Raw genomic sequence first — 12,936 nt, forward strand, 5'->3', positions numbered from 1 at the left:
TTGTTATTTAAGATAGGTTTCATAAAGGTCTTTTCTTCGGTCTTTCATTACCTGAACGGAACCATTATGATGGAGATCTTTCAGAAGGTTTAAATCGACATCTACAATCAATGTCATTTCCGTATTGGGAGTAGCTTCCCCTTTAACTGCATTGGATGGAAAAGCAAAATCAGAAGGAGTAAAGACAGCTGCCTGCCCAAACTGGATATCCATATTATTCACTTTCGGAAGGTTCCCTACACAGCCTGCTATTGCTACATAACATTCGTTTCTATTGCTCTCGCGGCAGCACAGTGACGTACTCTCATATAAGCATTCTGCGTATCAGTGAGGTAAGGTACAAATAAGATCTTCATTCCTTGGTCTGCCAAAATCCTTGGTAACTCTGGAAATTCCACATCATAACAGATGACAAGACCTATTTTCCCACAGTCTGTATCAAAAACTTTGATCTCATTTCCTCCTTTCATCCCATAATATCTTTTCTCGTTGGGTGTAATATGGATCTTTCTGTATTCATCCATGCGACCATCACGGTGAAGAAGGTAACTTACATTATATAAATCATTCGTATCATTATCAAAAACAGGCATACTGCCGGAAATGATATTGACATTATAGCTAATGGCCAGTTCAGAAATTTTCTTTTTGATCTCTTCGGTAAGCTTGGCAAGCTCTATCATACTATCTCTTTCCGAAAGACTATTGAAAGGAGCCAGCAAAGGGGTATTAAACAACTCCGGGAAAAGAACAAAATCAGATTTATAATCTCCCATTACATTTACAAAAAATTCTACCTGCTCATAAAAGGCTTCTATATCTTTGAAATGCCTCATTTGCCATTGCACCAATCCAAGACGGATGATGCTGTCCTGCATCGTATTCGGATTTTTGCTGTAATAAATATTATTCCACTGCAGAAGAACTGCATTCTCTCTGGATGCCTCATCTTCGGGAAGATATTTTTTCAACACCCTGATCGGAAGGAAATTATTGGAAAGCTGAAAAGACAACACAGGATCATAAATTTCCTTGTCCCTCACTCTTCTGATGTATTCTCTTGGAGAAAGTTCGTGGCTGTATTTATGATAACTTGGGATTCTCCCACCGAGAATAATAGATTTCAGATTTAAGAGCTCACAAAGCTCTTTTCTTGCGTCGTATAGTCTTCTCCCAAGACGTAATTCACGATATTCAGGATCTACAAAAACTTCTATTCCATATAAAACATTTCCTTTTGAAGTGTGGGTATTAAAGGTATAATTCCCTGTAATATCACTATAAGTATGATCATCTCCGAATTCGTCATAATTCACAATAATAGAAAGCGCCACAGCAGCCAGTTTTCCATCTACCGTAATACAGATTTGCCCATCAGGAAACATTCTTGTTAGTTTTTCTATACTTCTTTTAGACCATATGGATTCCGACATCTGTGGATACGCTCTTTTCATTGTTGCCGCCAACTCATCATAATCCTGAACGGTCAGGGGTCTTGTTTCTATTTGCATTCGATGTAATTTTACTTAAATTTAGGAAAAATATTTTACTTGAACCCTTATAGAAAAGCAGCCCACAATCATTTCTTTATTTTTATGTAGCAGGCACAGTACTGTCAAATTACCTTATCTATCACAAACATATAGTATTCAAACTAATACACTGTTTATTAATCGCTACCAATGTTTTACTTATCATTTTTTCATTGAAACAATTACCTAAATAAAGACATCATTATATCATAAATTATGGAAGAATTAATTTCTCAAAAAATTAAAGAGTACGATACAGAAATGAAAAACTTTGAAATGTCATTTACTGATCACCCATTATCACTAGATGATTTAATTAGTTTATATAGGTTTAGAAATGAAATAGCCAGCAGTGAAGATGTAAAAAAATTAACACAACAAATTCATGATGATTTCTGTCTGATCAAACAGCAATCTCACGAAAATATTAAGTTTGTTATTGCCAGATATGATGGAATCAGCAGGATATTTGTTTTCAGTGAGGATTATTCTAAAATTTTCTCAGATTTTGCACTTTAACAAAAAAATCCCACCCAAACGGGCAGGATTCATATTTTAAGGCAATTATTTTATTTCTGTGAATTAACTTCTCTCATAATCTCAAATTTTCCACTAAAGTAATCCAGTCGACACTCATATTGTTTTGACTTTCCTTTTATGATCAAAATTCCAATTACTCCACCTACTAATCCTCCAATCATCCTTCCTGTTATTCCTCCAGAAAATTGTCTTTCGCCGTTTGGAAGCTCATGAAGTTTTGAAATAAAATAAAAATCTTCAGAAGTTTTTCTCATTGGATATAATTCACCAGCATACAATATAAAAGGTCTTCCCTGATAAACAACAGCATAAGAATCTATTTTTGCATTTTTCTTTTTGCCTTTACCATCAATATATGTGGCTTTGGTAATCATTCCCTGTTCCATTTTTATTTCATCAATAGGCTGGTCAGGTGCTTGCCTACTGAATGATTTATAATTTTGATACACTCCATCCGTCAGCTTTTGATTAACATATAAAGGAAGCCTTGATTTTGCTATTTTATCATAATTATTGATATCTTCCAAAGTATATATCCTATCATCAATAGGACTGGCAGAAGTGGCTTCAAATACAGATTTTTGAATATAATCTAAAGACTTCTTTTCCATTTCCTTTGTGACATCCATTTTATACAGTACCAATGTAGTATCAATTTTTTTGACCAACTGGTACTTATTATCCTTCCCTCCGAAAATCAATCCTTTGAAATCAAAATAGCCATATTGAGTAAAATCAATAGTTACTTCCTGATAATTCAAATCTCTTAGCTGAAAAAACAACTCCTGATCCTTTGCGGAAGCTTTATCAATTCCTTTATCAAACATCCCGGTTAACTGATCTTCAAAGCTTGGACTAAACTTAACTTTTGCTTTTCTGTCTGAGACTCCTTTCATTACGATCCCGTAATCTTCCGGATCAACTCGAGTATCCTGAAGTTTAATTTTATTATAATTGGAATTGGAAATGGTTTGTGTTGGATCCGGTAATTTTAATTCTTCAATAATAAGCTTTTTAGACTGTGCAAATATTGAAGTTACTGTCAATAGCAATAACAGGATAATTGTATTTCTCATATATTTATATTTCAATGGATTTTTGTTTTTCTAGTAACGAGAATCCACATCAATTAGTATTCATGGTTATTTTATGCTAAATAAGTGCTTTTTTCACAAATAATAAAAATATTTAACAAAAAAATCCTACCCGAATGAACGGATAGGACTTATATTTAAATTCAAGTCAAAAATTATTCCCACTCAATGGTTGCAGGTGGTTTGCTTGAAATATCATAAGCTACTCTATTGATCCCTCTTACTTCATTGATGATTCTACTGGAAACAGTATCTAAGAATTCGTAAGGAAGTCTGCTCCAGGTTGCCGTCATAAAGTCGATTGTGTTAGCAGAACGAACTACAGCTGTGTATTCGTAAGTTCTTTCATCACCCATTACTCCAACAGATTTACAGGAAGTAATACTACGAAAGCCTGAGATACTTTTTCGTAAAGGTCGTTTTTGTACAACTCTTCAATGAAAATATCGTCAGCTTCCTGAAGGATTCTTACTTTTTCAGCATCTACAGCGCCCAATACTCTGATTCCTAATCCAGGACCAGGGAAAGGGTGTCTGTATACCATGTGGTGAGGAATTCCTAATTCTTCGCCCACTCTTCTTACTTCGTCCTTGAAAAGCTCTCTTAACGGCTCTAATAATTCGAATTCCATATCTTCAGGAAGTCCACCAACGTTGTGGTGAGACTTGATCACTGCAGATGGTCCGTTTACAGACTGGCTTTCGATTACGTCAGGGTAAATTGTTCCTTGAGCTAAGAATTTAGCGCCTTCAATTTTGTGAGACTCTTCATCAAATACGTGGATAAATTCGTTTCCGATTAATTTTCTCTTCGCTTCCGGATCGTCTACTCCTGCTAATTTTGAAAGGAATCTTTCTTGAGCATCCACCATTTTAATGTTCATATGGAAATGCTCTCCATATTGATCCATTACTTTTTTGCCCTCATCCTTTCTCAATAATCCAGTATCTACGAAGATACAAGTCAACTGATCACCGATTGCCTTATGAATCAAAACTGCCGCTACAGAAGAGTCTACTCCTCCGGAAAGACCAAGGATCACTTTGTTATCGCCTACTTTTTCACGGATTTCTTCAACTGTTTTTTCAATATAGTTGGTCAGTTTCCAGTTTTTCTCTGCATTACAGATTCCAAATACAAAGTTTTCAAGCATTTTTCCGCCTTCTTCCGTATGAGAAACTTCAGGGTGGAATTGTACGCAGAAGATCTTTTTATCTTCGTTGGAAATAGAGGCAATTACTCCTGATTTTGCATTTAATTCAAAACCTGCAGGCAGCTCTCCTACTTCATCAAAGTGACTCATCCAAACGACTGAGTTCTGAGTTACTCCTTTTAATAAAGAACTTTCTTTAACGATCTCAAGATTAGCCTTTCCATATTCTCCTTTTTCTCCCTTGTTTACTTTTCCTCCTAAAAGGTGAGCCGTCATCTGCATTCCATAGCAAATTCCCAAAACAGGTACTCCTTGTTCGTATAATTCTTTTTCAACCAGGTGAGCATTTTCCGCGTTTACAGAACTTGGCCCTCCTGAAAGAATAATTCCTTTTGGCTGTTTTGCTAAAATATCTTGTAAAGGTGTATTGAAAGGTAAGATTTCAGAGTACACACCCATCTCACGGATTCTTCTTCCGATAAGCTGGTTGTACTGGGATCCGAAATCTAAAATAATAATACCGTTGTTCATTTTTGATAATTGATTTGTTTGAAAGATATCAGATTTCAGATATTAGACATCAGATTTTTGGTCTGAACACTGCTATCTTGCATCTGAACACTTTTTCTAATATTAACTGTTTTACAAAAAAAGACCTGGAATGACTCCAAATCTTTTTTCATGATTTTATTAAAACTTTCCGATGTCTTCTCTATAGAAGCCGTAATCGAAATGTACGTGACCTGCATCTTCGTAAACTTTCTTGCGGGCATCATCGAAAGTAGCACCTGTAGCTACAATGTTCAGTACTCTACCGCCATTGGAAACCACTTTGTCTCCTTTCTGATAGCTCCTGCGTATAATAGTTTACTATGTTTCATTTTGTCTTCACCTGTAATCTCGAAACCTGTTTCGATGTTTCTTGGATATCCTCCTGAACACATTACCAGACAAATTGCTTTTTCGTCTTTAAACTTAAGTTCGATATCTTTTCCTTCCATACAGTCCTGGATTACATCAAGAAGATTGTTTTCCATCAAAGCCATCAATACCTGAGTTTCAGGATCTCCGAATCTCATGTTGTATTCAAGAAGGTAAGTTCCGTTCTTCGTTACCATTAATCCGAAGAAAATGATTCCTTTGAAACTGAATCCTTCTGCTTTAAGACCTGTAATAGTAGGCTCTAAAATATTTTTTTCAAAATCAGCATAGTGCTCCTGAGTGAACTCCGGGCTTGGAGCTACTGAACCCATACCTCCTGTATTTGGCCCTGAATCTCCGTTTCCAGCTTTCTTATAATCTTTTGCAGCAATACAAGGGAATAATTTTTCACCGTTTGAGAAAGCGATGATAGATGCTTCAAAACCTTGTAAATACTCTTCAATTACTAAACGAATTCCAGCATCACCGTAGATTCTTCTGATCATAAAATCGTGGATGGTAGCTTCAGCTTCTTCAAGGGTATCACAAATAACAACACCTTTTCCACCAGCTAATCCACTCGCTTTGATCACTAGAGGATACTGCTGAGTCTGAATATATTCTTTAGCTTCGTTATATGAATCAAATACTACAGCTTTAGCTGTTTTGATATCATAGGTCTGCATAAATTTCTTAGAGAAAGCCTTACTTCCTTCCAGGCTTGCTACCTTCTGTGTAGGTCCGAAAACCTTAAGATCATGTTTCTTAAACTCATCCTTTAATCCTGCTACCAATGGAGCTTCAGGACCTACGATCGTTAAATCAACCTTTTCTTTAATAGCGAAATCTCTAAGTTCTTTGATTTCTGATAAATGAACATTTTTCCCTATTACATCGGTAGTAGCATTCCCGTTGGCAAAAAACATTTTAGAAATTCTTGGGTCATTCTGAAGCTTTGCTGCTAAAGCAGATTCTCTACCGCCTTCACCTATGATTAATATTCTCATACTTTATTTATTATCTAGTCTTATTCTACAAATATATAATTTTGAATGCTATAATTACAATCCCTAATTATTTTTTAACTCTATTTTAATTAGTGGAAAAAGTGTCTAACACCTGTAAACATCATTGGGATTTTATGCTCATTAGCCGCTTCAATACTGTCCTGATCTTTTACACTTCCTCCTGGCTGGATGATCGCTTTGATACCTTCCTGAGCGCAGAAATCTACAACGTCACGGAAAGGGAAAAATGCGTCAGAAGCCAATACTAAATCTCCTGTGAATTTTTCTTTTGCTCTTTCGATTGCCTGCTGTGTAGCCCAGATCCTGTTCACCTGGCCGCCTCCGATTCCGAAAGCTTGGATTCCGTTGGAAACCACAATAGCGTTAGACTTCACATATTTTACCACTCTCTGGGAGAAAAGCAATGCCTTTTTCTGTTCTTCTGTAGGCTGAGTTTCAGTGACTACTTTGATGTCATCAGAGAAATGCAGATCGTTATCCTGAACCAAGATACCGCCATCTACTTTTACCCAAGTCTTCTTGTCAGAAACAGGGTTTACAATTTTGATGATTCTTAGGTTTTTCTTTTTTCTTAAAACGTCAAGAGCTTCTTCGTCAAAATCCGGAGCCATTACAATCTCAAGGAATGTTTTGTTTAGCTCCTCAGCTGTTGCAGCATCAATCTTATAGTTCATTGCAACAATTCCGCCAAAGATGGAAACCGGATCACATTCGAAAGTTTTTTGATAGGTTTCCAATGCTGAAGTACCAATTGCTACACCACAAGGAGTAGAATGTTTTACCGCACAACAAGCCATTTCTTCTTTGAACTCAGTCACTACTTTCCAGCAAAGATCCATATCACGTAGATTATTGAAAGAAAGCTCCTTACCACCAAGCTGTTCGAAGTCTTTCATAGCTCCGTTCTCGAAAGTAGAAACATAATAAGCTGCTGACTGATGAGGGTTTTCTCCATATCTAAGATCAGAAACTTTTTTATAAGATGCGTTTAAATATGTTGGATATTCCTCATCTAAAAGCATTCTTGAAATAGCAGCATCATAAGCTGATGTAAGATTGAATACTTTTCCTGCCAACTTTTTACGGGTTTCGATATAAGTATCTCCGTTTTGCTCCATTTCCAATTTTACTGTTGTATAATCTTCTACATCAGTAATTACAGTAACGGAATCAAAGTTTTTCGCAGCAGAACGAAGCATTGAAGGTCCACCGATATCGATAAACTCCACTTTCTCATGTAAAGAAATGTTCTTATTTACATTTTCAAAGAAAGGATAAAGGTTTACGATAACCATGTCAATCAGACCAATTCCGTGCTCCTGAACGGTTTTCATGTGCTCTTCGTTATTACGAACCGCTAACAATCCACCGTGAACTTTTGGATGTAAAGTTTTCACTCTTCCGTCCAACATTTCAGGGAAATTGGTTACCTCATCAATCTGAATTGGATTTAAACCAGCGTCTTTCAAATGTTTGAACGTTCCTCCTGTGGAGATCAACTCATAATTCTGAGCTTCCAAAAACTGCGCGAATTCAATTAATCCACTTTTGTCAGAAACACTGATTAAAACTCTCTTTTTACTCATTACTTTCAATTTTTACTTTTCACAGTTATTTCAAACTGTATCCGGGTCTTTCACTTCCGGATTACTTTTTATTTTACTTAGATTTTTTAAATCAATGTAACAATGAGATTCTTCGCTATGCTCAGAATGACAATTACAAGTATTTGTAAATTGGTACATTGTTATATTATTAATTTCCCAGGACTTTATTGATCGCCAAAGGAAATATTTCATATTCAACCTGATGAACTTTCTGAGCTACTGTTTCAGGAGTATCCTCTGCTGTTACTTCAAAAGCTTTCTGAAGAATAGCTTCTCCTTCATCAATACCCGGAGTTACAAATGTACTGTTGCCCCACTCTCTACTTCTTTGGCTTCAATAACAGCATGATGAACGTTCATTCCCCACATTCCTTTTCCGCCGAATTTAGGAAGCAATGCCGGATGAATATTGATTATTTTACCGGTCCAGTTTTCACAGAATTCAGGTTTTAAAATGGATAGAAATCCTGCCAATACAATAAGGTCTGTATCTTGTGGGATTACATTAGCCAATTCACTGCTGAAATTCTTTCCTCTTGGAATCAGTATGTTTTTTATATTATGATTTTTTGCTCTTTCCAGTCCGTAGCATTCTCTGTCTGCCACCACTAAAACCACTTTTGCGTTTTGGATCTCTCCGGCTTCAATGGTATCAATGATTCTTTGGAGATTACTTCCTGAACCGGATACAAGTACAACAATGTTCTTCATTATTCAGATGTTAGATGTCAGATATCAGATATCAGACCTAAAGTCTGATGTCTGGTGTCTGAAATCTGATGTCATTTATAGTGATAAATTGATTTTCTCTGCTCCTTCAGTGATTTCTCCGATTTCGTAAGCATCATCTAAAAGGTGTAATACTTTTTCAGCATGTTCAGCATCTACTACGATTACCATTCCTACCCCCATATTGAAAGTACCATGCATTTCTTGACGAGCAATTCCACCTCTCTTCTCCAATTCAAGCATTACACTTGGAATTCTGATTTTGGAACCGTTAATGGAAGCACAAAGTCCTTCAGGGATGATTCTTGGAACGTTTTCGTATAATCCACCTCCTGTGATGTGAGCAATTCCACCTACTTTTACTTCTTCCAATACTTTATGAATATCTTTATAATATAGTCTCGTTGGAACTAAAAGAGTTTCATATAAAGGTTTTCCTTCAAACTCTTCTTCAAAGTTCGGGAATACTTTTCTTACTAAAGAGAATCCGTTTGAGTGGAATCCTGAGCTTGGTAAAGCGATAATTTTGTTACCTGCTTTGATGTTAGAACCATCAATAATTTGGTCTTTTTCTACGATACCTACACAAAATCCGGCAACATCATAATCTCCAGGCTGGTACATTCCCGGCATTTCAGCAGTTTCACCACCGATTAATGCACAGTTATTATCCTTACAAGCTTCCACCATTCCTAAAACGATTTCGGCTGCAATTTCAGAATCCAGCTTTCCACAAGCTAAATAATCTAAGAAGAATAAAGGTTTTGCACCGTGACAAAGAATATCGTTAGCACACATGGCAAAACAATCTACTCCGATAGAGTCATATTTCTTGGTGTCTAAAGCTACTTTCAGTTTCGTTCCTACTCCATCTGTTCCTGAAACAAGAACCGGATTTTTGTATCCACCGATCTCATAGAAAGCACCAAAGCTTCCCAAATGGTTCAATACATTGGAATTGTGGGTTTCACCCACTGCTTTTTGATCTTGTCAACCGTTTTGTATCCTTCTTCTTTGTCTACTCCTGCTGATTTGTAAGTGTTGCTCATGTGTCTGCTTAGATTTTTTAGATAATAGGTTTCAGATCTCAGATTGTTGATGATCCGGTGTCTGCCACCTTACTATCTTTTATATTTCAATTTACTTTTTATTTCAAATTTAGAAAACAAAAAAGCCGACAATCTTTTCAGATTATCGGCCGTTATTTTATCTCAGAATTTCAGAGCCCACAATTTTCCCTTTATGAGAAAAACATTGTTTATAGGAGGTCTGAATTTTCATCTCTTTTCTTTTTGCAAAAATAGTAATTTTAAATGAATATTCAAATTCTATTTTTCAAGGATGGTTTCAATAGCCGCAATCTTCTTTACTTTTTCCTTTAATTCACTGTCTTTCTCAGCGTTAGAAATTTTTTGTTCAGCTTTATCAAAGTTATCATTGAAGAAAGGAAGTGAGAAAGTTTCTACCACATTTCCCCCGTGGAAAGGGAAACGCTTGGATGCTGCTTCCAAAACTCCTGCTCCACCTCTACCTCCAGGTGATGTAGACATCAATAGCATTGGCACTTCATTCCAAACGGTTCTGTCTTTGATTCTAGATACCCAGTCGAACACATTTTTGAATGCTGTAGAGTATGTTCCATTGTGTTCTCCTAAAGAAACCAATAGTACATCTGCACCATCAATTTTAGCAGCAAAATCATGCGCTTCCTGAGGAACTCCACCTGCTAATTCTCTTTCATGCTTATAGATTGGCATTTCGAAAGGATTCAAATCAATCACTTCTACTTCTGCTTTATCAAATAATGTTGATGCGTAGCCTACCAACTGCTTGTTCATTGAAACTTCTGAGTTACTTCCTGCTATTGCTAAGATTTTCATATATAGTATTTATTTTTAAGTTATACAGAACCAATTCCTTCTAAAAATTGTGGTGGTGATTCTATATTATTTTTAATTTTAAGAATACAAATTTAGTTTTTTATTTAAGATAAGAAGGCAATTCCATTGGGACTTCCATCAATAATACTTCTGCATCTTCTACCGCTTCGATATTAAAACTTTGGGTATCCCAGATCCCTAATCCATCTCTTTCATTCAGGACACGGTCTCCTACTTTTGCGCTTCCTTTTAAAACAAATGCATATACTCCATTTCCTTTTTTGTTCAGCATATAATTTTTACCGTTTCCTTTTTTGAAGTTGGCGATATTAAACCAAGCATCCTGATGAATCCAAACTCCGTCGTCATTTTTATTAGGGGATAAGATTTGTTGGAATCCATTGATTTTTTCGCCTTCTTTGATACTTTTTTGATCATATCTTGGTTCTACGTCCAATTCTCTTGGGAAAACCCAGATTTGTAAGAACTTTACTTCTTCATCTTTATTTTTGTTGTATTCGCTGTGTTTTACTCCGGTTCCGGCACTCATTACCTGAATTTCTCCCTTTCGGATCACCGCAGTAGTTCCCATCGAATCTTTATGTTCTAAATCTCCCTCTAAAGGAATTGAAATAATTTCCATATCCCTGTGTGGATGTGTTCCAAATCCCATTCCCTGAGAAACGGTATCATCATTCAATACTCTCAGCACCCCAAAGTTTGTTCTGTCTGTGTTTTGATAATTGGCAAAACTGAATGTATGGTAAGAATTTAACCAGCCATGATTGGCGTGGCCTCTTGAATCTGCTTTATGATATATTGTTTTCATTTCTGTGATTATTTATGGTACAAATGTAGGGGATGTTTGGATGAAAAAAATTGATATAGGATAAGAAAGGAAATTGATGATTGAAAAAAGTTGCTGGAATACTCAAAAACACCAAGGTTCCCTATAGTTTGGGTATCTTTTTAAGACTTAGGAAAGCTAAAGATTTTCGGTAACAGTTATGCTGACTTTTTCTCACCAAATGCACTAACGAATTTTATTCGTTAATTAATGGCAATTATTAGGAGCATACAATTGTAGCACAGATTATTTTGTTTAAAACCTACGAAATAATTATATAGGTTTTGGCTAAAGCCAATCGGAATATGTTTTTAATCTGAAAGTGGGCTAAAGCCCACTTCTATTGAATTGTATTACTATTGCTTTTATTATACCGTTAATTCTAGATTTTAACTTTCTAACTCTTCATTTCTCGCTACCATCTGATCTTCTTTTCTTAAAATGCTTCTTTAATTTTAGATCCTTTCTTCAAATAAAAGAATAGAATACAAATAAACAGCATAAATAGGATCAAAATTCCAAGAATGACAGAAATATCATTAGAAAACCGCCCCAGAACATTCGTAACAACTCCCGTTCCTACCTGATTGGCCGCCATAAGAAACCCGGAAACCAATACGGAATATGCTGGAAATTCCACAGTTCCCCATCCGATAGAACCAGGAAATATGCTTCCCATAAAAAAGCCTATTAAGAACATCATGATCAATAGAATATGGATATTAGGATAAATCAACAATAGTAAAAGTAAAAGACCGACCCAAAGTGGGGCGGTTATAAAAAACAAAGACAAATCAAATTTTTTAGAAAATATTCCGAATAAAAGCCGGTTAAGGGCAATTCCAGCCCAGAATAAAGATAAGCCAAGGCTTGCATTGCTATTATCCAACCCTTTATTTTTAAGAATTACCCCTCCGAAACTTCCAAAAGTACCTTCTACACAACCATACAAAATGATCGCTGCAAAAAATATCCAGAGTTTTCCAGGGATTTTAAAATGGCCAGGAAGCTCAAAAAATGTTCCTTTTTCAATCTTCAGTAATAAAAAAACAATGAATACTAGACTCACCACAATGAATATTAATCCAGGAACGTACATCCAGTGTTTAATATCTCCAATAAGATTCATCATCAATGGTGAAGTTGATGTCCCCAATCCTACCAGAAACTGAAGAATTAAAATGGCTGAAGAATTTTCTTTCTCAAATAAACTAGCAGCCAAAGGATTGAGTGTTGTAATGGAAAAACCAAATCCCATTCCTGTACATGCAACCAAAATTAAGAGCATGGGAAATAACAATGATTTCTCGGTTATAAAATAATGCAGAAACCATAAAGATCCTGTTGAAGCAAGCATTAACACTATACCAACGGCAAGAATAACCTTTGGCCCCCATTTATTAACTAAAAACGGAGCACTTAAACATGAAATAATAATACAGATTACCTGGGGCACAAATAAATTGCCAAACTGAGATGCGGAAAGGGCAAACAGGGAAGAATCCATAAAAGCATTTCCGAGTGCCGGGAAAACTACAAAGTTTACCCCAGTCAGAAAAGCCAACAAGAAAACAACTGTAATTATAATTCTTCTGGAGCTCATAT

The 12,936-nt window shown here is 35.9% G+C and carries 6 protein-coding genes and 5 pseudogenes; 1 reads left to right on the top strand and 10 read right to left on the bottom strand.

Annotated elements, in window-relative coordinates; translation table 11 throughout:
- Positions 1–3: 3 nt before the first annotated feature.
- Positions 4–1,511: pseudogene (locus QWZ06_RS17215) on the bottom strand (nitrilase-related carbon-nitrogen hydrolase).
- Between the two features lie 237 nt (positions 1,512–1,748).
- Here QWZ06_RS17215 and QWZ06_RS17220 point away from each other — a divergent pair.
- Positions 1,749–2,051 carry a hypothetical protein gene (locus tag QWZ06_RS17220; protein ID WP_290299890.1) on the top strand — a complete coding sequence of 101 codons (303 nt, stop codon included), beginning with the start codon at positions 1,749–1,751 and terminating at the stop codon, positions 2,049–2,051.
- 50 nt (positions 2,052–2,101) lie between these two features.
- Here QWZ06_RS17220 and QWZ06_RS17225 read toward each other — a convergent pair whose 3' ends face one another.
- The 9 genes and pseudogenes from QWZ06_RS17225 to QWZ06_RS17265 all read right to left on the bottom strand — a co-directional run bounded on the left by QWZ06_RS17225 (position 2,102) and on the right by QWZ06_RS17265 (position 12,934).
- Positions 2,102–3,148 carry a hypothetical protein gene (locus QWZ06_RS17225; protein ID WP_290299891.1) on the bottom strand — a complete coding sequence of 349 codons (1,047 nt, stop codon included), beginning with the start codon at positions 3,146–3,148 and terminating at the stop codon, positions 2,102–2,104.
- Positions 3,149–3,321: 173 nt separating this feature from the next.
- A pseudogene (gene guaA, locus QWZ06_RS17230) lies at positions 3,322–4,850 on the bottom strand (glutamine-hydrolyzing GMP synthase).
- A 159-nt stretch (positions 4,851–5,009) separates the two neighbouring features.
- Positions 5,010–6,247: pseudogene (gene purD / locus QWZ06_RS17235) on the bottom strand (phosphoribosylamine--glycine ligase).
- Positions 6,248–6,336: 89 nt separating this feature from the next.
- The gene (purH, locus tag QWZ06_RS17240) at positions 6,337–7,854 is read right to left on the bottom strand and encodes a bifunctional phosphoribosylaminoimidazolecarboxamide formyltransferase/IMP cyclohydrolase (RefSeq protein ID WP_290299893.1); all 1,518 of its coding nucleotides are present in this window, start codon (positions 7,852–7,854) and stop codon (positions 6,337–6,339) included.
- A gap of 169 nt (positions 7,855–8,023) precedes the next feature.
- Positions 8,024–8,586 (bottom strand): annotated as a pseudogene (gene purN, locus QWZ06_RS17245) (phosphoribosylglycinamide formyltransferase).
- 75 nt (positions 8,587–8,661) lie between these two features.
- A pseudogene (purM, locus tag QWZ06_RS17250) lies at positions 8,662–9,653 on the bottom strand (phosphoribosylformylglycinamidine cyclo-ligase).
- 279 nt (positions 9,654–9,932) lie between these two features.
- Positions 9,933–10,484 (bottom strand): NADPH-dependent FMN reductase, encoded by a 552-nt coding sequence (locus QWZ06_RS17255; protein WP_290299894.1) that lies wholly within the window; start codon positions 10,482–10,484, stop codon positions 9,933–9,935.
- A gap of 100 nt (positions 10,485–10,584) precedes the next feature.
- The gene (locus tag QWZ06_RS17260; protein WP_290299895.1) at positions 10,585–11,313 is read right to left on the bottom strand and encodes a pirin family protein; all 729 of its coding nucleotides are present in this window, start codon (positions 11,311–11,313) and stop codon (positions 10,585–10,587) included.
- 454 nt (positions 11,314–11,767) lie between these two features.
- On the bottom strand, positions 11,768–12,934 hold the full coding sequence (locus tag QWZ06_RS17265) for an MFS transporter (protein WP_290299897.1): 1,167 nt from the start codon (positions 12,932–12,934) through the stop codon (positions 11,768–11,770).
- Positions 12,935–12,936 lie beyond the last annotated feature (2 nt).

The sequence above is a fragment of the Chryseobacterium tructae genome (assembly GCF_030409875.1).
Taxonomy (GTDB): Bacteria; Bacteroidota; Bacteroidia; order Flavobacteriales; family Weeksellaceae; genus Chryseobacterium; species Chryseobacterium tructae.

Bases quoted from the DNA above. Each gene is read 5' to 3' on its own strand.
- QWZ06_RS17225 (WP_290299891.1), bottom strand. From the start codon at position 3,148: ATGAGAAATACAATTATCCTGTTATTGCTATTGACAGTAACTTCAATA.
- purH (WP_290299893.1), bottom strand. From the start codon at position 7,854: ATGAGTAAAAAGAGAGTTTTAATCAGTGTTTCTGACAAAAGTGGATTA.
- QWZ06_RS17260 (WP_290299895.1), bottom strand. From the start codon at position 11,313: ATGAAAACAATATATCATAAAGCAGATTCAAGAGGCCACGCCAATCAT.
- QWZ06_RS17265 (WP_290299897.1), bottom strand. From the start codon at position 12,934: ATGAGCTCCAGAAGAATTATAATTACAGTTGTTTTCTTGTTGGCTTTT.
- QWZ06_RS17255 (WP_290299894.1), bottom strand. From the start codon at position 10,484: ATGAAAATCTTAGCAATAGCAGGAAGTAACTCAGAAGTTTCAATGAAC.
- QWZ06_RS17220 (WP_290299890.1), top strand. From the start codon at position 1,749: ATGGAAGAATTAATTTCTCAAAAAATTAAAGAGTACGATACAGAAATG.